Raw genomic sequence first — 25,168 nt, 5'->3', positions numbered from 1 at the left:
ATTTAGTATGACTAATACTCGCAGCGCCGATGCGTCAAGTGCCTGAGCTAGCCAAGTTTGGCGGCTAATTTCAAAAAAATATGCAAAATCAACCTAGGGTCGGTTGCAAATTTCGTGTCGCCTTTGAAAAATAATACAGATAATTATTACGTAGTACTTTTTAAAAAAGGAGGCAGGGGCGGATGAGTTTGCTGCAAACCACCATAACGGGGCGCGCGCTTCGCACCAGTCATTCTCAGGTTGTCAGTGTTCTGGGTCAGGAAATTGTCAGCGGCATTTTTGCCGAACATGCAATTCTGCCGGGCGATGCAGAGCTTTCAGCCAGATTTGGCGTGTCGCGCACTGTGCTGCGCGAGGCGATGAAAACCCTGTCTGCCAAGCGGCTGATTGAACCCAAAGCCAAAGTCGGCACCAGGGTTCTGGAGCGGTCCGAGTGGAATTTGTTTGACGCCGACGTGCTCGGCTGGCGCTTTCTGGGCGGTGTTGATGAAACATTCATCGACGATCTGGCCGAAATTCGGTTGGCGCTGGAGCCAGCCGCCGCGGCCATGGCCGCACGCCGCGCCAGCAGCGAGGACATTGCCCACTTGCGTGAAATTGCCGACAGGTTCTATGACCCGTTGCACACGCGTGAGAGCATTGCCCGCGTGGATCTGGAATTTCACGTCGCAGTTCTGCAACTGTCGGCCAATCCTTTCATGCGCTCCATCGGCGCGCTGATTGAGGCGGCGTTGTCGGTGACATTTCGCCTTTCATCCCCCGCAGCCAGCCCGCAGCACATCACCGAATGTGCGGTGAACCATATGCGAATTGTGAATGCCATTGCCGCGCGCGATGAAGCGGGCGCACGCAGCGCGATGGAAAATGTGATACACCTTGGTGCCGAGCGCACACGAGTTGCCCTGCACAATATTGAGACGGCACAGGCATGAAGCAGGCTCGACAGGAGCCGTTGTTTGGTCTGACGCGCATTTTTTCAAAACTGGGCATTGCTTCCCGTACGCAGGCAGAGGCCATGGTGCGGGCAGGCCGGGTGGCGGTGGATGGCGTCGTGGTCAGCGATCCCGACAAGCGACTGCCCGTTGCCCCTGACAGAATAACGCTGGATGGGGAGGTGATTGTTGCTGCGGAAAAATTCCATCTCATGGTCAACAAGCCACGGGGGCTGGTAACGACGCTTTCTGACCCGGAGGGACGGGATACAATTTACCGTTGCATAGAAGGGCTTTCCTTGCCGCATGTTTCTCCGGTCGGCCGGTTGGACAAGGCCAGCGAAGGGCTGATTTTCATGACCAACGACACGCTTTGGGCCCAGCGATTGCTGGACCCTGAGAGTGGACCGGACAAAATCTATCATGTGCAGGTGGATTGCGTGGCGGATGAAGCTGTGGCGGCGCGCCTGCGCAAGGGCGTGATGCATGACGGCGAAATCATGCGTGCCAAGGCAGTGAGGATCTTGCGGCAGGGCCAGCGCAATTCATGGCTGGAAGTTGTGCTGGATGAAGGACGAAACCGCCAAATCCGCCGCCTCCTTGCGGCCCAAGATATTGGCGTTTTGCGGCTGGTGCGCACAGCAATTGGACCTGTGTCTCTGGGCGATCTTGCAAAAGGTGCAGTGCGCCCGCTGACCGCTGCGGAACTTTCGGACATTGAACGGAGTTTCAGAGCCGATCACCCCAAAGCGTGAAGCGGTCTAACTCTATCGGTCAATCACCCGCCTGCAACATCCAGAGTTATGAAATTTTTGTTAACAAGACCAACTTTCGATTGACATTCACGCAATATTACAAGCATTTATAATTATCGAAGGGAGGCCCAGATGTACGAACTAGATTGTGCAGGCGTCATACCCGGATGCACCCGAATCATCAGAGCAGAAAGCCAGGCAGAAGTTATTCGCCGGGCTGTGGTTCAAGCCAAGCAACTCGGCGTTGATACCATCACACCCAACCTGATGGATGCATTCCGCAACCGGCTGACTGAAGCGTCAGTGCATTAAATAAAGCCGACAGATGTTTACGGGCTAGAGTGTTTCGCAGTGCGAAAATGCTCTAGCCTTTCGTTTCTTGGCGTCATTGCTTGTTTGCGGCCGCGATCAGACGGTCGAGCTTTTCCAGAAGCGCCGACTTTTGCAGCGCAAACCCGCTTTCAATCCAGCTATGGCGCAACTGCCCCATCAAAATTCCCAGTTGCGGGCCAGCGGGCACACCTGCGGCCATCAAATCCGCCCCAGACAAGGGAAAACTGGCGGGAACAAAACTCTGCGCCTGCTCCAACCTGTGTACGAGCTGTGGCAACATTGCCAAAGCCTGCGGATCTTGCACCAGCTTCGCCCGCATCGCGGCAATATCCAGTTGCAAACGGTCCTGAAGCGCTTGCCTTTCCCCATCATATAGCTTTGCCTGGAAGGCCGTTTCGGAAAGGTTGGCTGGCAGCGTCCCAAGCTCGGCAAACTCCACCAGACGGTTTTTCTCGGCTTTGGAAAAGCGCAACCTTTTGGCCAGCGCGTCCAACCGCTGACTGTCTGGCGGCACGATGGCCATCAACCGCAAAAGCGGGTCTGCCTGCCAGCCGAAATGGCGCTCTGCCTCGATCAGTGGGTGCACGGCATCGATGCCCCATTTGTCGCTTTCCGGCAAAATGGTTGAAAGCACACCAGCCTGCCGCATCCATAACAAAGCCCGGGAAGGGTCCGGCGCAGCAAGCAGCTTTTTCAACTCCGCCCAGACTCGCTCTGCGGAGAGACCGTTCAGCTCGCCTTTCAGCCGCGCAGTGGCGCGGATGGCATCTGCGTCCGGCCTTCCCTGCCCGTACCAGGCAAAAAACCGGTAAAACCGCAAACTGCGCAAATGGTCTTCGTTGATGCGATCGGCCGCCTCGCCAATAAAGCGCAACGTCCCGCTCTCAATATCCGCCAGCCCACCGACCGGGTCATATATGGTTCCGGACGCATCCGCATAAAGCGCGTTGATGGTGAAATCGCGCCGCTGTGCATCCACTGTCCAGTCGCGGCCAAACACCACGCGAGCGCGGCGGCCGTCCGGCTCGGCATCAAAGCGCAGCGTGGTCACTTCAAAAGCACGCGAATTGCGCACCATGGTAACCGTGCCATGCTCAATGCCTGTTGCCACGGCTTTGAACCCGGCGGCCTGGCCGCGGCGAATGGTTTCCTGCGGCACCGCAGTTGTAGCAATGTCCACATCGGTTATAGGCTGGCCCAGCAAATGGTTGCGGATTGCGCCGCCCACAATCCGGGCCTCTTCGCCGTCAGAGCCGAGAGCTGCCAGCAGTGCCTGCAAGTCAGCGTCCTGCAACCATGCAGCCTCAATTCGATGCGTCATGCGTAAAACCTTTCGTATAGAACCCGTAAAATACCTGCCGTGACGCCCCAGATATAGCGATCACCAAAAGGCATTGTGTAAAAATGGCGCTCGGCACCGCGCAAATGCCGGCTTTCCAACCGATGGTTTGCAACATCCATCAAAAAACCCAGCGGCACCTCAAAAGCGTCTTCCACCTCATCGGGGTTGATTGAAAGACTGAATCCCGGCTGCACGATGGACAGAACCGGCGTAATTCGAAAGCCGGTACCCGAAATATAAGACGGCAAACGACCAATCGTCTCGACAAATTCCGGTGCCAGGCCTACCTCTTCCTGTGCCTCGCGCAATGCGGCCGCTTCCGGCGAAGCATCCTCCGGGTCAATCCGCCCGCCGGGAAAGGCGATCTGACCGGAATGCTGGCGCAAATGCCCTGCCCGCGTGGTCAACAGAACGCTGGCGGCTTCGGGCCGGTCTATAATCGGCACCAGCACGGCCGCCTCACGAGGGTCGGGTTGCTTTTTCAGCCATTGCCAATCCGGGTTCAGCACATGGTCACCTGCGCCGATATCCTCAACTCTGCCGCTGCTCGCCAGCAGGCGGGCACGCAGATCAGCAGTGGTTAACAGCATCAGATCCTCACTCGAATTCAGGCAATGAAAAACGTGCGCCTGAAGACCGCAGATACCAGCCCGCGGCGTCTTCTTCCAGCATTTGGGCAAGATCAAAGGCCAGCGCACGCGTCAGCCGCGCTTCCAGCCGCCCTCGAACCAGAACATAGGGTATGAAACTTCCCGCATCCGGCGCAAAGCGCAGAGGATGTGTGCTGTCAGCGGCCACAACGTCACCCACATTGGTGCGAAAAGTCAGGACCGGCTCTCCGAACTGAACATCCCGGGACATTTCAACTGCAACAAATGGAGAGTCCTCCACCCGTATTTCCAGCTTTTCAGCGGGCGTTACCAGATAGGTTGCGCCGTCGGCGTCCTTGCGCAGCACGCTCGAAAACAGCCTGACAAGCTTGTCACGAAGGATCGGGCTGCCCTCATGCAACCAAACGCCATCTGCTTGAATCAGCATATCAATTGTTCCGCAGCGTTCCGGATTCCACAGTTCAACGGGTGGCGCGGAAAGACCGGCCCGCTCTGCTCTGGCCACCAGTGCTGCCAGCCCGGATGAAATTTGCTCCGCGTCCTGTTCCGGGTTTTTCTTGCTTTGCGGCAAAACATCATCCTTCAGTAACGAAGCGGGTCTTCTCGTGCCGGTCTTATTTTAGCCGGTGTTACCCGTCACGAAATAGAGCATTTCCCGTTGGAGCGGAATCGCTGGATGGGCAGGACAATGCGTTGAAATAAAGAGCCAGAACGTTTCACATGATCGAAAGATCGCATGAAGCATTCTAATGGTCTACACCGGGACTTGCCAGACCCAGCAAGGCTCTCTCTCATGAGACCACAAACCGCCAGCCGCGACGGAGATCGATTGATGACTGTGATGGAGCCGCAAAACCCCGCCGCAGACCTGCGGGAGATCGAGGATATGGCGCAGACGGCGCTGTCAGATATTGCGGCCATGCGGGCATCCGTGGGCCGGGTCATATTCGGTCAGGAATCCGTTATCGAGCAGGTGTTGGTCACAATTCTTGCGGGCGGTCATGCGCTTCTGGTCGGGGTGCCGGGGCTGGCCAAAACGCGGCTGGTTGAAACGCTTGGCATTGTTCTTGGGCTGGATGGCAAGCGGGTGCAGTTCACTCCGGATCTGATGCCTTCGGACATTCTGGGCTCTGAGGTACTGGATCAGGCAAATGATGGCCGCCGCTCCTTTCGCTTCATTCATGGCCCGGTGTTTGCCCAGCTTTTGATGGCAGATGAAATCAACCGCGCCAGCCCGCGCACGCAATCGGCATTGCTTCAGGCCATGCAGGAATATCATGTCACGGTCGCGGGTGTGCGTTACGACCTGCCAGCGCCATTTCATGTGCTGGCAACGCAGAACCCGCTTGAGCAGGAAGGCACGTACTCGCTGCCCGAGGCACAGCTTGACCGTTTCTTGATGCAGGTGGATGTCACCTATCCGGATCTGGAAGCAGAGCGGCGGATATTGATGGCGACCACTGGTATCGACCAGGATTCAGCCGTCGCGGTGACATCGGCGGAAAGATTGCGCCAGTTGCAGCAGCTCGTGCGTCGCATGCCGGTTTCGGAAAGTGTGGTGGACGCCATCCTGTCACTGGTGCGCTCTGCCCGCCCGGGAGAAGGCAACAGCGAGGCCAATGCCCATATTGCATGGGGGCCCGGCCCACGCGCCAGTCAGGCGTTCATGAACTGCATTCGCGCCCGCGCTTTGTATGAAGGCCGGCTGGCTCCATCAGTGGACGATGTACGGGCGCTGGCCGAGCCGATTTTGCAGCATCGCATGGCGCTGAATTTTGCCGCGCGCGCCGAAGGAATAAGTGTTCGCGACGTTATTGGCACGCTAAGGCGCGGCATAGCGTAAGAGGGTTGGGCATGGCCGCATTAGGCGCTACACCGCCACTGACCGACAGCCAAGCCGCCCTGTTGCGCGCGCGGGAACGCGCAGCCCTGATCCCTGATCTGTTGATAGAGGCGCGGCGGGTTGTGGCCACGGTTACCACCGGTTGGCATGGACGGCGCAGACGCGGCACCGGCGAAAACTTCTGGCAGTTTCGCCCGTTTGTAGAAGGCGAATCCGTCGCCGGCATAGACTGGCGGCGCTCTGCCCGTGATGACTCGCTTTATCTGCGGGACAAGGAATGGGAGGCGGCGCAAACCGTGTGGCTGTGGGCTGATGGCTCGCCTTCCATGCAATATTGTTCAAAACTGGCACTGGTTTCCAAAGAGTCGCGGGCTCTGGTTCTGGCGCTTGCGCTGGCCGAGGTTTTGTCCCGGGCCGGAGAGCGCGTCGGCTTTCCCGGGGTGCTGAACCCGGTTTCCGCCAGGAATGCGGCAGAGCGAATTGCCGCCGCGCTGACCCGCCATCGGCCGGAGGGCGATATGCCGGACGGCCAAATTCGCAGGTTCAGCGAACTGGTGATGATCAGCGATTTTCTGGACCCGCTGGACAAGGTGTTGCGCACCACCAGCCATCTGGCGCAACGCGGCGTCAGTGGCCACCTGATATCGGTTTATGACCCGGCAGAGGAAGATTTTCCCTATGCGGGACGAACCGAGTTCCGCGATCCTGAGACCGGGGCGCGGTTGCTATCCGGCCGGGCGGATTCTCTGCGTGAGCAATATCGCCAGCTTTATTTCGCCCGGCGCGATGAGTTGTCGCGGCATTGCCAGCGCCTGGGGTGGAGCTTTTTGACCCACCGTACAGACCACCCGGCATCACAAGCACTTGTGCACATTCATGGCCGGTTGAGCGGCGGAACATTTTTCAACGGGTATGGTGGCTGATGGGCGGTCTGGCTTTCAGTTTCGGCGCACCGCTGGTTTTGTTGGGCCTGTTGTCCCTGCCGGTGATCTGGTGGCTGTTGCGGCTGACCCCGCCTTCGCCGGTGCGGGAGGCGTTTCCGCCCCTGCGAATTCTGTTGCAGGTGCTGAAAGCCGAGGAAACCCCGGCCAAGACCAGTTGGTGGCTGGTACTGCTGCGGCTGCTGCTTGCAGCACTGATTATTTTTGCGCTGGCCGCGCCTGTGGTCAATCCACGGCAAAACCTTCTGACCGGTGCCGGCCCGCTGGCACTGATTCTGGACAATGGCTGGGCGTCTGCCACCAGTTGGCAGTCGCGGCACGACACAGCCGCTGGGCTTATACGCGAGGCGGGAGATGCCGGAAGGCCGGTTTCGCTGGTGCTGACGGCAGAAGGGGCAAGCAATGACGCCACCCCGACAGAGGCTGCGCAAGCTCTGGAGCGGCTGGATGCAGCGCAGCCAAGACCGGTGCCCACCAACCGGCAGGCCGCCGCAGGCAGGCTGACAACGGCGCTGGCAGGACAGGGCGGCACCTCGCTGGCCTATCTGTCCGACGGGCTGGAAACAAGCGAGCGTGAGGCCGCCGCGGAAGAACTGGAAGCCCTTAGTGCCGAACAATTTCTGCTGTTCCAACCCGACATTTCGGCCATAATCGCCCTGACCGGCGTCAGCAATGCAGCAGATGCGCTGACGGTTTCTGCAATACGCGCTCCTGCAACCGGGCCCGCCACCCGGCAATTGCGGGCGCTGGACCGGCAGGGGCGGGAACTGGCCCGCACGGAATTGAGCTTTACCGGCAATGACACCACGGGTCAGGCAGGTTTCACCATTCCGGTGGAACTGCGCAATGATGTTGCCCGCGTGGATGTGGTCAACCAGCCGGATGCTGCCGGCACCCGGCTGCTGGATGAAAGCGCAAAACGCCGACGCGTCGCGCTTCTGGCCGGTGGTGATGCCTCATCCATGGCCCAACCCTTGCTGTCGCCGCTGTATTACATCACTCGCGCGCTGCAGCCCTTTGCCGATTTGACGCTTGCGCAGGATGCTGATCTGACGGCATCTCTGACCCAGATTCTGGAAACCAACCCGTCTGTTGTGGTGCTGGCGGATATTGGCGCAATGCCGCAATCAGCCGCACAGGAATTGACGCGCTTTGTTGAAGGGGGCGGCACAATCCTGCGCTTTGCGGGCCCGCGCCTTGCTGCGGCAGCGGCCACATCACCGCTTCTGCCGGTGCGGTTGCGTCAGGGCGAGCGGCAATTTGGCGGCGCATTGTCGTGGTCCGAACCGCAGAAGATTGCGCCAATGGAACAAGGCAGCCCGTTTTATGGCATCCAAGTGCCGCAGGACATTGTGGTGTCGCGTCAGATTCTGGCCGAACCCTCGTCCGATCTGGCAGGCAAGACCTGGGCCAGCCTGACGGATGGCACACCGATTGTTACAGCGGAAGCGCTGGGCGCGGGCGAAATCGTGCTGTTTCACATTACCGATGAAACAAGCTGGTCCAACCTGCCGATTTCCGGTGCCTTTGTAGAGATGCTGCGGCGCATTGTCATTCGCTCGCAGGCCGCAGGCTCCGCGCCGGGAGAACAGGCGGAAGCATCGTATCCGCCTTATCTGATGCTGAATGCGCATGGTGTGCTGACCCCTCCCGATTCCGAGGTCAAACCGCTGATCATCAGCGGCGGTGCCATGCCTCCGGTCAGCCGCGATGCACCCCCAGGCCTGTATGGTTCGGAGGACGGTTACATTGCGCGCAACCTGTTGAGCGCGGGCAGCACGCTGGAGCTGATGGGCAGTTTTGCCGCGACCGGCTCTGCCAGCACCCTGACCTATGAAACTCAGGAACCCGGCAATCTGGCCCCATGGCTGTTTGCCGCTGCACTGGTTCTTTTTGCACTGGATTGTCTGGCTATGCTTTGGCTGAACGGCGTGTTCGCAAGATTTTCCACCCGCCGCGCTGGCAGCGGGCTGGCCGTCATGCTGCTGTGCGCCAGTCTTTCGCTGGCTCTGGCCGGGCAACCTCTCGCGCAGGAAACCGACGACCCTGCCCTGCAAGGTCTGGGTGATCTGGACTCACCGGCGATTGTAGAGGCAACCCGAACCACGCATCTGGCCTATGTGCGCACCGGCGATGCCGGGGTTGACGAAATTTCCGAGCGCGGCTTGTATGGCCTCTCGCAATTTATCGGCGCAAAAACCGCGCTGGAGCCGGGAGACCCTGTCGGTGTGGATATCGCGGCAGACGAACTGGCGTTCTATCCCATTCTATACTGGCCGGTATCTGCCAAGGCGCCTATGCCCTCGGCACAGGCCATCGGCCGGATTGACGCCTATATGAAGCAGGGCGGCACAGTGCTGTTTGATGTGGATGAAGCGGCCATGCAGGATTTGACCGGCAATGGCGTATCCGCCGGGCAACGCCGACTGCGCGATATTCTGGCAGACCTGAACATTCCGCCGCTGGAACCGGTGAGCGGCGATCACGTGCTGACAAAATCCTTTTACATCATGAACAATTTTCCGGGGCGTCATACCGGGTCGCAACTATGGTCTGAAGCATTGCAGAGGCAGGATGGCTATGCCAACCGCCCCGCGGTGGCCGGCGATGGTGTTTCGCCCATTCTGATCACCGGCAATGATTTTGCCAGCGCATGGGCCGTGGATGACAGCGGGTTGTTTCTGTACCCGACTGACACGACCGATCCTGCGCAACGTGAATTCGCTTACCGTGCCGGGGTCAATATTGTGATGTATGTGCTGACCGGCAACTACAAGGCTGATCAGGTTCATATTTCAGCCCTGCTGGAAAGGCTGGGTCAATGAGCTGGAATATCGCCTTCGAGCCCTATTTCCCCTGGCCGGTTTTGCTGGCGCTGGCAGCGCCGGCGGTTTTGCTGGCACTGGCCTTGGCCGTGCTGCGGTTGCGTGGCAGCCTGTTGCGGCTGGCGGCCATTGCCGCGCTGCTTCTGGCGCTTGCCAATCCGGTTGTGCTGCATGAACAGCGGGAAAAGCTGCAAAGCGTGGTTGCGCTGGTGGTGGACCGCAGCCAAAGCCAGTCACTGGCCAACCGCTCTGCACAAACCGATGCGGCGGTGACGGCGCTGCGCCAGAGCCTTGGAGAACATCCGGAATTTGAGGTGCGCGAAATTGAGGCACGCAATGTGGCCGGTGGCAGTGAAGATGCTGGCACCGAACTTTTTCGCACCTTGGGCAATGCGTTGGCAGATGTTTCGCCGGGCCGCGTTGCCGGCGCAATCATGGTGACAGACGGCCAGGTGCATGACGTTCCGGCTTCTGTTGCGCAATTGGGGTTCAATGCACCGGTGCATGGCTTGATAACCGGCCTGCCGGATGAATTTGACCGGCGGCTGGAAGTGGTTTCGGCCCCGCGCTTTGCATTGGTGGATCAACCGCAGACGCTGGTGTACCGCATGCTTTCCGAGGGGGAGAACGCGCCACAGACACCGATGGATGTGCGCATCTATCTGAATGGTGATCTGATCGCTCGCCAGAATGCCGAGCCGGGACAGGAAATGCGCCTGCCTTTTCAGCTTTCACGCGCGGGCAACAATATTATCGAACTGGTTGGCGCGGAAGAACCAGGCGAAGTGACCGGCGTGAACAACCGCGCCATTGCCATGGTGGACAGCATCCGGGAAAATCTGCGTGTGCTGCTGGTTTCGGGTGAACCGCATGCGGGTGAGCGCACATGGCGCAATCTGTTGAAATCAGATGCTGCGGTGGACCTGGTGCATTTCACCATCCTGCGCCCGCCAGACAAGCAGGATGGCACGCCAATTGAAGAATTGTCGCTGATTGCCTTTCCCACGCGCGAACTGTTTGTCGAAAAAATCGATGATTTCGACCTGATTATTTTTGACCGCTACCAGCGGCGCGATGTGTTGCCTGCCTTGTACTACGATTACATTGCTCAATATGTCCGCAATGGTGGCGCAATGCTGATTGCCTCCGGGCCGGAATATGCCGGTAGTGACTCCATTGCGCTGTCGCCTATTGCTTCGGTTCTGCCCGCTTTACCGGTTGGTTCGGTCGATGAGCGGGCATTTCGCCCGGTGCTTTCCGAGCTGGGCCGCAAACACCCTGTCACCCGGGATCTGCCGGGGTCTGAACAAAGCCCTCCTGATTGGAGCCCATGGTTCAGAACGGTGGATGTCGGCGATATTTCCGGTCAGGCCGTGATGAATGGGCCGGAAGGCAAGCCTTTGCTGGTGCTGAACCGGGTTGGCGAGGGCCGGGTTGCGCTGCTGCTGTCGGATCACGGCTGGCTCTGGTCACGCGGGTTTGACGGCGGCGGCCCGCACGTGCCGCTGTTTCGCCGGCTGGCGCATTGGCTGATGCAGGAGCCGGAGCTGGAAGAAGAGGCACTGGACGCCACGGTCAGTGGCGCAACATTGACAATCAACCGCACGACTATTGGGCAGGATCCCGGCCCTGCCACGCTGATAACGCCGTCTGGTCAGACTGAAACAGTGCCACTTGCAGATCAGGGCAATGGCCGGTGGAGCGGAACTTTCAACGCTGAGGAACAGGGACTGTATCAGGCGGCAAGCGGGGATTTGCGCGCATTGACCACGGTCGGACCCGCCAACCCGCGCGAGTTTCAGGAAGCTGTGTCCACCACCGAGCGGCTGGCCCCTCTGGCAGAGGCGACATCTGGCAGTGTGAGGCGGCTGGTGGATGCCGGCGGCAATGTCTCAACACCTGACATCGTACCAGTTGCCGGGCGCTCCAGCGCATCTGGCAATGACTGGATCGGCCTGCGCAGCACGGATGAAACAGCCTTGCGAGGGGTCAACCGAACCCCACTTTTTGCCGGTTTTCTGGGGCTGGCTATCCTGCTTCTCGCGCTTTCATCGACATGGTATCGTGAAGGGCGCTGAACAGAAAAGACGGTAATCCCTCATGGTCGAAATTTCACTCGCCCTGCAAGGCGGTGGCGCGCATGGCGCTTTCACATGGGGCGTCCTTGATCGTCTGCTGGAAAGTGGCCGCTTCGACATGACCGCTGTCAGTGGCACAAGTGCCGGGGCACTGAATGCAGCCAGCCTTGTGACCGGGCTGGCCGCTGGTGGAGCGGATGCCGCGCGCGCCAATCTGGAAAACCTGTGGCGTCTGGTTTCCGAGGGGTCGCCCCTTGGTGCTGCCGAGCAGAATATGCCATTTTTTCCACTGCCACGGCCCGTGGTCCATTCCATGCTGGAGCGGATGAAAATTCTGGGCCAACTGGTTTCCCCGTATGACCCTGCAATGCCGAAAAGCAATTCGCTGCGTCCGGTGGTGGAACGCGCAATTGACTTTGCCCTGTTGCAGAGCGCGGCGACCATTCCAACCTTTGTTTCTGCCACCCGGGTGGACACGGGTGCGGCACGCATTTTCACCGGCGCAGAATTGACAGTCGATGCGCTGCTGGCCTCTGCCTGCCTGCCCGACTTGTTTCGCGCAGTGGAAATTGATGGCGTGTCCTATTGGGATGGCGGCTATATGGGCAATCCGGTTCTGAAACCACTTCTGGCAGAGGGCCGCGCCTCGGATTTGCTGATCATTCAGGTGACACCATTTCAAAGGGCAGAGGTTCCGCAAACGGTCGGCGATATTCTTTCAAGAATTACGGAAATCACCTTCAACTCATCCTTGATGCGGGATTTGCGAACGTTGACATCAATCCAGAAGCTTCTGGACGGACAGGCGCATTTGAACCCGGCCTTGCAGCATCTTGCCGGGTTGAGATTGCATATGATCAGCGCGGGGCCCGAAATTGGTGCACGCAGCAGTGCCGCCAAGCTGGACACGCGCTGGTCAGAACTGACCGGCCTTGCCAATGCTGGCAGAAAAGCCGCAGAGCTTTGGCTGGAAACCCATGGCAGCGACATTGGCCAGCGCTCGACGGTGGATTCGATGCTGGAGCCGTTTGTGTGAAACTTTTACGTTTCTGACATCATGCGCGGATCCGCGCCGAGATGCGTCCGCCAAAACCGTCCATTGCACCGGGTTTCAGCGGCAGAGCCAGTATCCGGTCCGGGTCAACCGGGCCGGGCATCAAAAGCGTGCCACGCGGAACGGGCATGTAGCCGAGCGGCATGTAGTAAGGCCGGTCGCCGACCAGAAAAATCAGTTCTTCACCGGCGGCCTTGGCCGCATCCGCCGCCTGCCCCATCAATGCCGCACCCAGCCCCTGCCCTTTATAGGCCGGCCGCACCGCCAAAGGGCCCAGCATGACAACCGGCCGCTCCCCGGCGCGAACAAGTGTCTGCCGCACAGAGCCCACGACCTTGCCGTTCAGGCAGACGACAAATGACAGATCATGAGCATGCGCCGTCATTTCCCGAACACGGGCAGCCGCGCGAGCAAACCGCCCCGGCCCGAAGGCTTCCGCTGAAATTTCCTCGACATCATGCGCGTGATGCGGGGCTTCGGTGCTGAACTCCAGTTCAGCGGCGTGCAAACTAAACAACATGGATGAATTGTTCCTGACAGGGATCACGAGACCGCCTGTCACTCCCTGCATCGGGCGTCAGGCGGCAGACAAAAGCACAGGCATCAGGGCACGAAGTGCCGCAGCCTTGCATCGTCGTCGCAACAGACGCATCAACATTCTCCATCAGATGCAGTTTCAAAAACGAGAAGCGTTTACCACGCAACCGACGCGCAGTCCATCGCCTGAGTGAAAACTGGCGGCGGTGTAACCGGAAAAAACCAGCGCTTTCAAACCGCATCATTTACGGCGGGGCGCAGTTTCGATATAGCCACTGTCAGTAAGCATGATGCCAGCATACAAGGCTACTCATCAATGGCGGTCTCCGCATCCAAAACCATTCTTAGCGCAAACGCTTCCAGCACGACGAGTGGGCGACTGCAAGCCGCTTTCCGCGATATGTCGCTTGCATTCTCCATGCGCGAGCTCTGGCTGTTTCTTGGCTGGCGTGATGTGCAGAAGCACTACCGCAGGTCAGTGCTCGGCCCTCTCTGGCTCACCCTTTCCATGGGTGTCATCGTCGGCGGCATGGGTGTTCTGTACTCGCAGATATTCCAGATTGATCCTGAACAGTATCTGCCTTTTCTGGCAGTTGGCTTCATTGTCTGGGGAATGATAGGCGGCGCGCTGAATGCCGCCTGCACCGTCTTTTCCAGCGCCAGCCACGCCATCCGGCAAATACGACTGCCTTTGATGGTCTACATCTTCCAGTTCACCTGGTCGCAGTTCATCACTTTTTCCCACAACTTCATCATCTATTTTCTGGTCATTCTGTATTTTGGCATCAACCCCGGCATTGGCGCATTCATGGCCATTCCCGGCTTGCTGGTCCTGGTCATCAATGTGGTGTTTGCCGCAATGATCCTGGGCCCGCTTTGCGCCCGCTTCCGCGATATGCCGATGATTGTGGGCAGCATCGTGCAGGTGCTGTTCTTCCTGACCCCGGTCATCTGGAATGCTGATCAGCTTCCTGACCGCGCATTCTTTGTGCATTTCAACCCGTTTTATCATTTCCTCGAAATCGTGCGTGCGCCACTGCTTGGCGGATCGGCGACCTGGTTCAACTGGGGTGCGGTTCTTGGCATCACGCTGTTCATGGGGGTTTTTGCGACCCTGTTTTTCGCGCGCTACAGAGCGCGGATAGCTTACTGGGCGTAATTCATGGCATCGATCCATCTCGACAATATTTCGGTTGATATTCTGGTGTTCGACGCCAGCAGCCGTTCGCTTAAAAACCGCGTTCTGGAAGCTGCAACCGGCGGGCAGATCCGCCCGCGTGAGGGCAATGGCAAGCTGTCTGTGCGGGCAATTGACGGCCTGACTCTGGACCTTCCCCATGGCTCGCGGTTGGGGCTGGTTGGCCATAACGGCGCGGGCAAATCCACAATCTTGCGCGTTATTGCCGGCATTTACGAGCCAACTGGTGGCTCCATGCGGGTAGAGGGCGATGTCGCGGCGATGTTCGACATCGGCTTTGGCATGGATCTGGATGCTTCCGGCTGGGAGAATATTATTCTGCGTGGCATGCTGCTCGGCTATACCCGCAAGGAAATTGAGGCGCGCTCGGAAGAAATCGGCGCGCTGACGGGACTTGGAGATTTTCTTGATATGCCTATGCGCACCTACAGCGCCGGCATGTCCACACGACTGGCCTTTGCAGTCTCAACCTCCATCACCCCGGAAATTCTGTTGGTGGATGAAGGCATTGGCGCGGGTGACGCGGCTTTTCTGGAACAGGCAAGACAGCGGCTGAATCGCTTTATAGGCGATGCCGGCATTCTGGTCATGGCATCGCATTCCGAAGACCTGATAAAGGAATGGTGCGACACCGGGCTTTGGATGGAACACGGAAAGATGCGAGGTTACGGGCCAATTGACGAGGTGCTGGAGGCTTACACCCGCTCTCGCGACTGACACGCAGGAGACATGACATGGGAATGCTGGTTGACGGAAAATGGCAGGATGTCTGGTATGACACAGCGTCTTCCAATGGCAGCTTCCAACGCAGTGTCACCAGCTTTCGCCACTGTATTACCCCGGACGGTTCACCCGGGCCGGAAGGACAAAAAGGGTTCCCGGCGGAAGCGGGCCGCTACCACCTTTATGTATCGCTGGCATGCCCGTGGGCGCACCGCACGCTGATTTTCCGCCAGTTGAAAAGGCTGGAAGATGTCATCAGCGTATCCGTGGTGGACTGGTTGATGGCAGACGAAGGCTGGGTTTTTTCCGACAGGCCGGGCGCTGTTCCTGACACTGTCAACGGCGCCGCCCGCCTGTACGAAATCTACCTGAAAGCCATGCCGGATTATACAGGACGGGTCACTGTGCCGGTGCTGTGGGACAAAGAAACGCAAACAATTGTCAGCAACGAGTCGGCAGACATTATCCGGATGCTCAATTCCGGGTTTGATGCCTTTGGCGATGCATCGCAGGACTTTTATCCTGAAGAACTGCGCGGCGAAATCGATGCCATCAACGAACAGGTCTACCACGCGGTTAACAACGGCGTTTACAAATGCGGCTTTGCCACCACGCAGGCCGCTTACGAAAAACCGTTTGCCCAGTTGTTTGAAGCGTTGGACAGTCTGGAACAGCGCTTGTCAAAATCGCGCTACCTGGTGGGTGATCGCGTAACAGAGGCCGACTGGCGGCTGTTCACCACCCTGATCCGGTTTGACGCAGTGTATGTTGGCCATTTCAAATGCAACCGGCAGCGTATTGCCGATTACCCCAACCTGTGGAATTACATGCTGGAGCTGTATCAGTGGCCTGGAATTGCCGGGACGGTGAATTTCCAGCACATCAAACATCACTATTACGAAAGCCACAAAACCATCAACCCGACGGGCATTGTGCCTGCAGGCCCGGAGCAGGATTTTCTCCAGCCGCATAACCGCGCGCGGCTGCCCGCAGGCTCACCAGAACGCGTCGCGCAGCCCCGGACTCTCTAGTTCCGCCAATCTGCGGCGTGTGGCTGGCGTTGTGTCCTCAGGAAGTTCGTGCAGGGCAAAGAAACCGCCTTCGGCAATTTCACGATCTCCCATATGCGGCGCGCTCTGGCGCACATTGTCCGCACGGAACATCAGCACATGGTCACGGCGAGATGCCGCCCGGTTGAAGTAAATCCCGATCAGTTCCATCGATCCATCGCAGAGCAGGTTGCCCTCTTCCGCCATTTCGCGGCGAGCTGCCTGTTCGGCAGCCTCTCCGGCATCAATGCCGCCACCCGGCAGGCACCAGCCCGGATAATAAGTGTGCCGAACCAGATAAATCTGCCCACTCGCGTCAAAGGCTGCAATACGGGTGCCAAGCGTCATGGGACGGGTGGTCAGAAAGCTCAGATGCAGGAGGCGTTGCAACAATCTCACGACGATATCACCTCCGGGGCCTTTTCAACCGCGTGCCGGTCACTACACTGCATGTGATGTTCCGACTCGCACATCTTTCCGACATTCATCTGGGGCCGCTGCCCGAAGTATCCTATCGTGAGCTCGCCTCCAAGCGGATCACCGGCTACATCAACTGGCAGCGAAACCGCAAGCGCGCCATGTTTGGCGACACTCTTCTGGAAATCGTTGCTGATATGAAGCGGCATCGGCCAGACCATGTTGCGGTTACGGGCGATCTCGTCAATCTGGCAACGCGGCTGGAGGTCGATGGCGCGCGCGAGTGGCTTGGAGATCTGGGCAAGCCGGATTGGGTTTCTCTGGTGCCTGGCAATCACGATGCTTATGTTCCTGGCGCGCTGGCTCGGGCTTTTCGTGAGTGGGACGCCTATATGCGCGGCGATGCGGGCCTGGAGCAAAATGACAAGCGCTTCCCCTATATGCGCATTCGCGGGCCGGTAGCCATTATCGGCACGTCCAGTGCCGAGGCAACAGTGCCTTTCATGGCCACGGGCAGTTTTCGCCGCAAGCAGGCACTGGCAACCGCAAGGCTTTTGGCGCAGGCCCGCGGTCTTGGCTTGTTTCGGGTTGTGCTGATTCACCACCCGCCAATTTCCGGCGCGGCGCCATGGTCAAAACGGTTGATTGGCAAGCAGTTTTTCTCCCGTGTTATCCATGATGCCGGCGCGGAACTGGTGCTGCATGGGCATACTCATCTGGACACGCTGTATTGGTTGCAGGGCCCGGGTGGCACGCAGGTTCCCGTCTGCGGCGTACCATCTGCCAGCCAGAATGCCGGACATCGCAAACCCGCCGCCCGTTACAATATTTTCGAGATTGAGGGCGGACCCGGTGAATGGTCGCTGACGCAGCGTGAGCGTGGCTACACAATGGATGGGGCGAGAATTGACTGGGTTCGCGAGCGGCAGTTGTTGAACAACGGAACTGCTGTGGATGCACGGCCTCGGGTGGACCTGCCACCTGCCCGCCGCGAAGAGGACAACGTTCCTTCTTGAGACGGAAACACCTCTGGAACAAGCGGTCTGATTTGTTTGCGCCAGCAACGGTGCTGCCTGAGCCTCTTTGCCCGGTCGAATTGTTCTGTTGATGAAATGATTCCCTTTCTAAGGGAAATGCTCTAAGCGGAACGAAAAAGTTCACGTTTCCGTCAGGGCTGTACCAGTGCCAGAATCTCGCAATACTACGCTGCCCATTATGGCCGGTCTGCTGGCAGCAGTGGTGGCCTATACATCCAGTTTTTCGGTTGTTGTACAAGGTCTACGTGGTGTTGGAGCCTCTCCCGAGCAGGCGGCATCCGGCCTGCTGGCGCTGTCTGTTGTCATGGGCCTGTGCAGCATTGTTTTTTCCTGGCGCACCCGCATGCCGGTCAGCATTGCCTGGTCCACGCCGGGTGCAGCTTTTCTGGCAATTTCCGGTGTTCCGGAAGGCGGGTTTGCTGCGGCGGTCGGTGCGTTTGTCATCACCGGTGTTCTTCTGGTCATTTCCGGTGCACTGCGCCCCGTTGCGCGGCTGATTGGTAAAGTGCCCCGCTCTCTGGCCAGCGCCATGCTGGCCGGCATTCTGTTTGACCTGTGCCTGGCTCCGGTGCGCGCTTTTGCCGAAATGCCATGGCAGGGCGCGCTCATTGCGCTCACATTCATCGCCGTTGGCCTGTGGAAACGCCTGTTCGCCGTACCGGTGACAGCGCTGGTCACTATCGGGCTGGTGGTTGCAGCCATGCCGGCTGATTTTTCCTTCGCCAATGCCCTTGGCACCCAGCCGGTGTTTGTCATGCCGGAGTTTCGCTTTTCCGCCATGATCGGTATTGCCGTGCCGCTGTTCATCATCACCATGGCGTCGCAAAATGTGCCGGGCTTCGCAATCTTGAAGCTGAATGGCTATGAGCCTGCACCTGCACCGATTTTCACCGCTACGGGCATTGCCACCATGGTGTCCGCGCCGTTCGGTGCCAGCGTGTTCAATCTTGCCGCCATCACCGCGGCACTCTGCGCCGGCGAAGAGGCAGGGCCAAACCGCCGCCTGCGTTACCTGTCCGGCATTTCATCCGGTCTGGCCTATATTGTCTTCGGTCTTTCTGCCGGGTTGATTGTGGCTTTTGCCGAACTGTCGCCGGTTCTCATCAGCGCAATCGCCGGGCTGGCGCTGCTGGGTGCTTTTGCGGCATCGGTTCACGGTGCAATGGAAAATCTGGAAGAGCGGGAGGCCGCGGCCATTGCCTTCATTGTCACCGCCTCAGGCATCAGCTTTCTGGGCGTCAGCGCCGCCTTCTGGGGTCTGGTTGTTGGTGCCGGCATCATGACCGTGCAGCACCTTTTGAAAAAGGCTAGATAAGCGGCAAGCCACGCCAGACGGAAAACGCCAGCAACGCGCCCACGCCCAGAAGAACACCAATCACCAGCCACAAAGCGGCAAGCCAGCCACCTTGGGCACCGGCCTGTTCGCCTGCACTTTCGGGACCGGCAATGAACAGTTGTGCGCCCTCGCCTCTGGTGGCGACCCGGTCCGACAGAGCCATCGCCCGGTCGCGCTCGACAATGCGTTCGGCAACATATTCCGTTACCGCGTCAACAATGCGCTGGCTGTCGGTGGATTCTGCCAATGTTACTCGACCCAGCCGCGTTTCCCGCATGAGGCGGTAGGTCACCCTGTCACGCGCCATGGAGATATGCGCCGTTCCATCCACCCAGTAACGTGGCTGTGGGCCTTCCGAAAGCGTGAAGTCGAACAGATCGTCAGCCACGGGCACCGCCTGCGCAACTTCCGTCATTTCGTCAGCCAATGCGCTTAACCGCGCGCGTTCGGCCTCCCGAATGTCCACCACAATATCAGAACGGTGTGCGGCGGCAATTTTTGCAGCGCGCACGGCATCTGCCAGGCGGCGAGAGCCTTTTGCCACTGCCAGCTCACTTTTGGGCTCAGCCATAACGGTCCTCCGGCACTGAAGATTTCCACCTGAGGCGAAACTCCCCAACCCTTTGTTTCACAGCAATTCGATGCCAGAACCGTTGAATGGCTCTGCCGAAATCGCTTTGCAGCATTTGCGCCCAGTAAACACCGCTTCCCGTTAAGAAATTGCGACGATGGGGCATAATTATGCCCCATCGCCTATAAATTTTCAGCCCTTAGCGGCACTGTCATTGTCTGCCAGCACGCGGTTTACGGCAGAAATAATGGCTTTTAGCGATGCGACGACAATGTTGCTGTCAATGCCAGCACCATAGGCGCGGTGCCCCGCATGCTCCAGTTCCATATAGCAGATGGCTGATGCATCAGACCCGCGATGCAGGGAATGTTCGGCATAATCAACCACCGTCAGATCGATGCCCAGATGCTTTTTCAGCCCGTCCACAAAGCTGTCGATCGGCCCGGTTCCCCGTCCTTCAATGCGCTTTTCCAGTCCATTTTCCATAATCAATGCTTCAACGATGCGTTCACCCGGCACCCCGCCTGTATCGGCCCGCGCAAGATGCTCGACAAACGCCAGAGACGCGCCAGGCTGCTCGACATACCGCTCAATGAAACGGTCATAAATGCGTTTGACCGCGAGTTCCTTGCCCTCCCGGTCGGTGATGTTCTGAATATCTTCCCGGAACTCGATCTGCAGGTTGCGCGGCAGGTTCAGGCCATAATCCGCCTGCAGCACGTAAGCGATGCCGCCTTTGCCGGACTGCGAGTTGATGCGGATAATTGCCTCATAGCTGCGACCCACATCCTGCGGATCAATCGGCAGATACGGCACTTCCCAAACCGGATTGTTGGCAGACTTCGCCGCCTTCATCCCCTTGTTGATCGCGTCCTGATGCGAACCTGAAAACGCAGTGTAAACCAGCTCGCCAACATAAGGGTGGCGCTCAGGAATTCTCAACTGGTTGCAATATTCGTAAACATCCTTGATGCGGTTCAGGTCCGAAACATCCAGTTCGGGATCCACGCCCTGAGTAAACAGGTTCAAGGCCAGCGTTACAATATCGACATTGCCAGTGCGCTCGCCATTGCCGAACAAGGTTCCTTCCACGCGGTCGGCGCCTGCCATCAAGCCCAGTTCGGTAGCGGCAATGGCCGTTCCCCGGTCGTTATGCGGGTGCAGTGACAGGATAATGCGGTCGCGATTGTCGAGGTTGCGGCTCATCCACTCAATCTGGTCAGCGTGGACATTCGGCGTCGACATTTCCACGGTGGCCGGCAGATTCAGGATCAGCCGGTTTTCCGTCGTGGGCTGGATGATTTCCGCAACCGCATTGCAGATTTCCAGCGCAAATTCCATTTCCGTGCCGGTGAAGCTTTCGGGCGAATATTCAAAGCGGAAGCCGCCGCCCGCCGCCGCCGCCATATCGGCAATCATCTTGGCGGCATCGGTGGCAATCTGTCGAATACCTGCCCGGTCTTTCTGGAACACAACCCGGCGCTGCAATTCGCTGGTCGAATTGTAAAAGTGGACAATCGGCTGTCTCGCGCCTTCCAGCGCCTCGAACGTCCGGCTGATCAATTCGGGCCGGCACTGCACCAGAACCTGCAGGGAAACATCGTCTGCAACTTCGCCCTGTTCAATCGCCCAGCGAGTGAAATCAAAGTCTGTCTGCGACGCTGACGGAAATCCGATTTCGATTTCCTTGAACTGCATGTCCTTCAGGAGCTTGAACATGCGCGCCTTGCGTTCCTGCCCCATCGGGTCAATCAACGCCTGGTTGCCGTCCCGCAAGTCCACCGAGCACCAGATTGGCGCGGTTTCAATGCGGCGGCCGGGCCATTGGCGGTCTGGCAGATCCACGGCCGGATAGGGCTGGTATTTTTGCGAAGCCTTGGCCATGACAGGGGCACGGGCAGAGGTAACAGACATAGGCTTACTCTTTGATATGTGCGGCAGAGCGGCGTCAAAAGCCGCAAATCTGAACCGGAAAAGATGATCTTGGGTTTACTATCGAAGGAGCATGGCGCCTCTGCGCCTGGCTACGACCGCCGGATGCCCCCTCTTAAAAGGCCCGACGATCGCCAATAAGGCTAAGAAGCAGGCCAGAAAGTCGCGCGGAACCGCCGGTGCTGCCTGCACCGTTGAAAAACGCCTTCAAAGGAGTTCCGTGGATCATCATGGCTCTAAATTGCTTCCACTGGCCGCCAAAAGCAAGCCCCTCAGGGTTGAAACCTTGCAACCGTGCAGAACAAGCCCGGTTCCATCGTCGTTTCAGCCCGGATTTTTACACAACCGGAACTCCGGTCTGCTTGGCCTCGGTCTCAGGCTCAACATGAATCAGCACTTGTGCGCCTTCAAAAGCCTTGATCAACGCTTCTTCAATACGATCACAAATAATATGCGCTTCTCCCACAGTCATGCTTTCTGAAACGACCATATGAAACTCAATGAACATGGCGCGCGCAGCCAATCGGGTCTTGAGGTCATGGACTTCCAGTGCCCCGCCCGCATTTTGCGAAATGATATCGCGGACCTGGTCCATTTCTTCGGCATCCATGGCTTGATCCATCAGGCCGGAGAGCGAATCTGTAATCACCCGCACACCCTCGCGCAGGATGTTCAGCGCCACCAAAGCCGCCATCAGCGGGTCAAGAATGTGCCAGCCAGTTGCGGTGGCAACACCCAGACCGGCCAGTACCCCAACGGACGTCACAACATCGGTCATGATATGCCGACCATCTGCCACAAGGGCCGGAGAACGCCGCTCCCGCCCCTTGCGCAACAGGAATGTGGCCCATGCAGCATTGATTGCCGTGGCAACCGCGTTGATGGCCATGCCCTCCAGAGGCATGTCCATTACGCGTGGCGAAAGATAGGCGTCCCACGCCTCCCGCAGGATCAGCAGAGCCGCCAGCGTGATCAGCACCCCTTCCACAACGGCCGAAAAATATTCCGCCTTGTGGTGACCGAAGGGATGGTCGGAATCTGCCGGACGGTAGGAAACGTTGATCGCCCACAGGGCAACCAGGCTGGCCACCACATTGACCACCGATTCCAGCGCGTCGGAAAACAGCGCAACTGAGCCGGTGATGGCATAGGCCAGATATTTCAGGCCAAGCACCAGCAGCGCCACCGCAATAGTGGCCTGCGCCACCCGGTTCACATATTTCTTGTTTGCGCCAGCCATTACGCTGCCTTCACACCCGCGCGCCGCGGCAGATTGGCGACGATGTTTTCGATCATTTTCATGCCGGCCTCTCCGCCAAGCGTCATGATGCTTTCCGGGTGAAACTGCACGGCGGCCACCGGCTCGCTTCGGTGTTCAAACGCCATCACCACGCCGTCTTCAGTTTCCGCCGTCACGTCGAACTCTCTCGGCAGCCGCACCGGATCGGCAAAAATCGAGTGGTAGCGCCCCACGGTGACTTCCGCAGGCAGACCGGCGAAAATGATGCCGGGCTTGGTCACGCGAATGCGCGACGGCTTGCCATGAACAGGAACATGCAGCGTTCTAAGCGTGCCACCATAGGCTTCCGCCAGCGCCTGCAGGCCAAGGCAGACGCCAAATATCGGCAATTTGCGATCACGCGCTGCACGAATGGTGGCCCGGCAATCGAAATCTTCCGGGTTACCCGGACCGGGGGACAACACCACCAGATCGGGCTTGACCTTGTCAAAGACTTCCAGGGGAACCGGCGTGCGCACAGTTGTAACCTCTGCGCCTGTCTGACGAATGTAGTTGGCCAGAGTGTGCACAAAGCTGTCTTCATGATCGACCAGAAGCACGCGCACACCTTCACCCACGCGCCGGGTTTCCACTTCGCTGGCGCTGACCGGTGCTGCGCCCGCATCGCGAATGGCGGCCAGAAAGGCAGAAGCCTTCAATTCGGTTTCCGCCTCTTCCTCTTCCGGATTTGAGTCATACAGCAGCGTTGCACCTGCCCGCACCTGCGCCACGCCATCCTTCAACCGGATCGTGCGCAGTGTCAGGCCGGTGTTCATATCGCCATTGAAATGCATCATGCCAACCGCGCCGCCATACCAGGCACGCGGGCTTTTTTCATGCTGCTCAATAAACCGCATGGCCCACAGTTTAGGCGCACCGGTGACAGTGACAGCCCATGCGTGTGAAAGAAACGCATCCATGGCGTCCATGCCGTCACGCAAGCGCCCTTCAATATGGTCCACCGTGTGAATAAGCCGGGAATACATTTCAATCTGGCGGCGGCCGATCACCCGAACCGAGCCCGGCTCGCATACCCGGCTTTTGTCGTTGCGATCAACGTCAGAACACATTGTCAGCTCGGACTCATCCTTGCGCGAATTGAGCAGTTTCAGAATCTGCTCTGAGTCAGAAATCGCATCTTCACCCCGGCGAATGGTGCCGGAAATCGGGCAGGTTTCAACCCGCCGTCCGCTGACCCGCACAAACATTTCCGGGCTGGCGCCAACCAGAAATTCATTGCCGCCAAGATTGATGAAGAAGGAATAGGGTGAAGGGTTCACCTTTTTCAACCGGCGCGAAATCGCCGATGGCTTGTTGTCGCTTCGCTCAAAAAAGGTCTGGCCCGGCACCACCTCGAACAGGTCGCCGCGCATGAACTTTTCCTTGGCGGAACGCACAAGAGCGGCATATTCGCCTGGCTCATGGTCGCCGCGCGGCGGTTGTGTATCCGTGCCAATGAAAGGTGCATCCGGGCCGCCCCGCTCCAGCCCTTCAGTGGTTGTGCCGTCCCGCTCAAACTCAAACCGGTCAATGTAAGCCGTCGCCGAATAATGGTCGGCTGTGTAAACCTCATCAGGAAGAAACAGCACAAGATCGCGCTGGTCATCCGGGCGGGTCAGATGCTCGGTGACCGGGTCAAACTGAAAAGCCAGATCATAGCCAAAAGCGCCATACAGGCCGAGATCGCCATTTTCGTGCGATTTGAACAATTGCACGATGCTGCGCAGCACGGAAAACACCGTTGGCATGCGCGAGCGCTCTTCTTCCGTAAACACCCTGTCAGGTGTTTTAACCGTCAGCACAATGCTGGCGGCGGAAACCTCCAGCGTCGCCAGATCACCATGGCCATGCAAGACACTGGCAATAAAGCCGAGCAGGACCTCACCGCGCGGGTTCAGGGCCTCAAGGCTCATGTTCCGCCCGGTTGCCGTTATCACGACAGGAGGGTCGACTATGGCGGTGTCCCACCGTGTGTAGCGGCCTGGATATTCGTAGTTCGAAGAGAACACAGCCCCACGCCGCCGATCCAGCCGGTCAATCACCGGGTCAATCGCCCCCGCATAGTCCACAGTCTGGCGCTGGCGCGTTATGGTGATTCCACCTTCGGTCGTATAGCGTTCAGTGCCATCGGCCAAATTGTCGAGAGTCATGCCCTTCAACTCCAAAGATGAAGCCTGGCCGGCTGCTTTATAATAAAAAAGGCCGCCGGAAACCGAGGCGACCTGTCAAAACGAACACACAAAATGGTTCATAGGCCGCTGTTAGCGCACCTGCCACCAAAGCTGTGTGTTCAAAACTGTTTTCATGGGAGATAGCGTTAGCCGTATTGCATCATCAAAGCAATCAAAAACCTGCCACAACCCCTACATGATAAT

Annotated in this window: 22 protein-coding genes; 13 read left to right on the top strand and 9 right to left on the bottom strand. The window is 58.4% G+C overall.

All coding sequences use genetic code 11. From position 1 onward, the window contains the following. Nucleotides 1-182 precede the first annotated feature (182 nt). The 3 genes from FPY71_RS02760 (at nt 183) to FPY71_RS02750 (ending at nt 1,999) form a co-directional block, all read left to right on the top strand. Nucleotides 183-932, top strand: coding sequence for a FadR/GntR family transcriptional regulator (locus FPY71_RS02760; protein ID WP_149297402.1), 750 nt, complete (start codon nt 183-185; stop codon nt 930-932). Then, on the top strand, nt 929-1,687 hold the full coding sequence (locus FPY71_RS02755) for a pseudouridine synthase (protein WP_149297400.1): 759 nt from the start codon (nt 929-931) through the stop codon (nt 1,685-1,687). Before FPY71_RS02760 ends, FPY71_RS02755 begins: the two co-directional genes overlap by 4 nt. Before the next feature lie 132 nt (nt 1,688-1,819). Beyond that, nucleotides 1,820-1,999, top strand: coding sequence for a DUF1059 domain-containing protein (locus tag FPY71_RS02750; protein WP_149297398.1), 180 nt, complete (start codon nt 1,820-1,822; stop codon nt 1,997-1,999). A gap of 73 nt (nt 2,000-2,072) precedes the next feature. Here FPY71_RS02750 and FPY71_RS02745 read toward each other — a convergent pair whose 3' ends face one another. The 3 genes from FPY71_RS02745 to FPY71_RS02735 are packed head-to-tail and all read right to left on the bottom strand — an operon-like array spanning nt 2,073 to nt 4,544. Then, entirely contained in the window at nt 2,073-3,341 is a 1,269-nt protein-coding gene (locus tag FPY71_RS02745) for a CCA tRNA nucleotidyltransferase (protein ID WP_149297396.1), read from the bottom strand. Beyond that, on the bottom strand, nt 3,338-3,952 hold the full coding sequence (locus tag FPY71_RS02740) for a CoA pyrophosphatase (RefSeq protein ID WP_149297394.1): 615 nt from the start codon (nt 3,950-3,952) through the stop codon (nt 3,338-3,340). Before FPY71_RS02740 ends, FPY71_RS02745 begins: the two co-directional genes overlap by 4 nt. 7 nt (nt 3,953-3,959) lie before the next feature. Next, nucleotides 3,960-4,544, bottom strand: a complete 585-nt coding sequence (locus FPY71_RS02735; RefSeq protein WP_281287483.1) for a DUF1285 domain-containing protein — start codon at nt 4,542-4,544, stop codon at nt 3,960-3,962. Between the two features lie 261 nt (nt 4,545-4,805). On the opposite strand from FPY71_RS02735, the gene FPY71_RS02730 reads away from it, so the two are divergent. The 5 genes from FPY71_RS02730 to FPY71_RS02710 are packed head-to-tail and all read left to right on the top strand — an operon-like array spanning nt 4,806 to nt 12,696. Continuing rightward, nucleotides 4,806-5,816, top strand: a complete 1,011-nt coding sequence (locus tag FPY71_RS02730; RefSeq protein WP_149298622.1) for an AAA family ATPase — start codon at nt 4,806-4,808, stop codon at nt 5,814-5,816. 11 nt (nt 5,817-5,827) lie between these two features. Beyond that, nucleotides 5,828-6,739 (top strand): DUF58 domain-containing protein, encoded by a 912-nt coding sequence (locus tag FPY71_RS02725; RefSeq protein ID WP_149297392.1) that lies wholly within the window; start codon nt 5,828-5,830, stop codon nt 6,737-6,739. Further along, a complete protein-coding gene (locus FPY71_RS02720) occupies nt 6,739-9,582 on the top strand; it encodes a DUF4159 domain-containing protein (RefSeq protein ID WP_149297390.1) in 2,844 nt (947 codons plus the stop codon). Before FPY71_RS02725 ends, FPY71_RS02720 begins: the two co-directional genes overlap by 1 nt. Then, the gene (locus tag FPY71_RS02715) at nt 9,579-11,660 is read left to right on the top strand and encodes a hypothetical protein (protein WP_149297388.1); all 2,082 of its coding nucleotides are present in this window, start codon (nt 9,579-9,581) and stop codon (nt 11,658-11,660) included. Before FPY71_RS02720 ends, FPY71_RS02715 begins: the two co-directional genes overlap by 4 nt. Before the next feature lie 22 nt (nt 11,661-11,682). Next, entirely contained in the window at nt 11,683-12,696 is a 1,014-nt protein-coding gene (locus FPY71_RS02710; protein WP_149297386.1) for a patatin-like phospholipase family protein, read from the top strand. 19 nt (nt 12,697-12,715) lie between these two features. Here the strand turns inward: FPY71_RS02710 and FPY71_RS02705 are convergent, their stop codons facing one another. Then, a complete protein-coding gene (locus tag FPY71_RS02705; protein WP_246160104.1) occupies nt 12,716-13,234 on the bottom strand; it encodes a GNAT family N-acetyltransferase in 519 nt (172 codons plus the stop codon). A gap of 333 nt (nt 13,235-13,567) precedes the next feature. Between FPY71_RS02705 and FPY71_RS02700 the strand changes: the two genes are divergently transcribed. From FPY71_RS02700 to FPY71_RS02690, 3 genes are read left to right on the top strand one after another with little or no spacing between them, the layout of a single operon-like run. Beyond that, complete coding sequence (locus tag FPY71_RS02700) at nt 13,568-14,410, top strand: ABC transporter permease (RefSeq protein WP_149297384.1); 843 nt, start codon at nt 13,568-13,570, stop codon at nt 14,408-14,410. A 3-nt stretch (nt 14,411-14,413) separates the two neighbouring features. Further along, nucleotides 14,414-15,166 carry an ABC transporter ATP-binding protein gene (locus FPY71_RS02695; RefSeq protein ID WP_149297383.1) on the top strand — a complete coding sequence of 251 codons (753 nt, stop codon included), beginning with the start codon at nt 14,414-14,416 and terminating at the stop codon, nt 15,164-15,166. Nucleotides 15,167-15,183: 17 nt separating this feature from the next. Beyond that, complete coding sequence (locus tag FPY71_RS02690; protein ID WP_149297381.1) at nt 15,184-16,203, top strand: glutathione S-transferase family protein; 1,020 nt, start codon at nt 15,184-15,186, stop codon at nt 16,201-16,203. Here FPY71_RS02690 and FPY71_RS02685 read toward each other — a convergent pair. Then, entirely contained in the window at nt 16,168-16,620 is a 453-nt protein-coding gene (locus FPY71_RS02685) for an NUDIX domain-containing protein (RefSeq protein WP_342791222.1), read from the bottom strand. The two genes, FPY71_RS02690 and FPY71_RS02685, sit on opposite strands and share 36 nt — an antisense overlap. 56 nt (nt 16,621-16,676) lie before the next feature. Here FPY71_RS02685 and FPY71_RS02680 point away from each other — a divergent pair, with 56 nt between their 5' ends. Both FPY71_RS02680 and FPY71_RS02675 read left to right on the top strand, forming a co-directional pair. After that, nucleotides 16,677-17,654: a metallophosphoesterase family protein gene (locus tag FPY71_RS02680; RefSeq protein ID WP_149297379.1), complete on the top strand. Its 978-nt coding sequence runs from the start codon at nt 16,677-16,679 to the stop codon at nt 17,652-17,654. 199 nt (nt 17,655-17,853) lie between these two features. Further along, nucleotides 17,854-18,990, top strand: coding sequence for a benzoate/H(+) symporter BenE family transporter (locus tag FPY71_RS02675; protein WP_149298615.1), 1,137 nt, complete (start codon nt 17,854-17,856; stop codon nt 18,988-18,990). Here FPY71_RS02675 and FPY71_RS02670 read toward each other — a convergent pair. The 4 genes from FPY71_RS02670 to FPY71_RS02655 form a co-directional block, all read right to left on the bottom strand. After that, nucleotides 18,983-19,582: a hypothetical protein gene (locus tag FPY71_RS02670; RefSeq protein ID WP_149297377.1), complete on the bottom strand. Its 600-nt coding sequence runs from the start codon at nt 19,580-19,582 to the stop codon at nt 18,983-18,985. The two genes, FPY71_RS02675 and FPY71_RS02670, sit on opposite strands and share 8 nt — an antisense overlap. A 192-nt stretch (nt 19,583-19,774) precedes the next feature. After that, nucleotides 19,775-21,466, bottom strand: a complete 1,692-nt coding sequence (leuA, locus tag FPY71_RS02665) for a 2-isopropylmalate synthase (RefSeq protein ID WP_149298613.1) — start codon at nt 21,464-21,466, stop codon at nt 19,775-19,777. A 385-nt stretch (nt 21,467-21,851) separates the two neighbouring features. Beyond that, nucleotides 21,852-22,754, bottom strand: a complete 903-nt coding sequence (locus FPY71_RS02660; RefSeq protein WP_149297375.1) for a cation diffusion facilitator family transporter — start codon at nt 22,752-22,754, stop codon at nt 21,852-21,854. Further along, nucleotides 22,754-24,943 (bottom strand): anthranilate synthase, encoded by a 2,190-nt coding sequence (locus tag FPY71_RS02655; protein WP_149297373.1) that lies wholly within the window; start codon nt 24,941-24,943, stop codon nt 22,754-22,756. The genes FPY71_RS02660 and FPY71_RS02655 overlap by 1 nt, the downstream gene beginning before the upstream one ends. Nucleotides 24,944-25,168 lie beyond the last annotated feature (225 nt).

It is taken from the genome of Aureimonas fodinaquatilis, from assembly GCF_008369445.1.
GTDB lineage: Bacteria > Pseudomonadota > Alphaproteobacteria > Rhizobiales > Rhizobiaceae > Aureimonas > Aureimonas fodinaquatilis.
The sequence above is the reverse complement of the archived record's forward strand: the minus strand, read 5'-3'. Positions and strand labels throughout refer to the sequence as shown.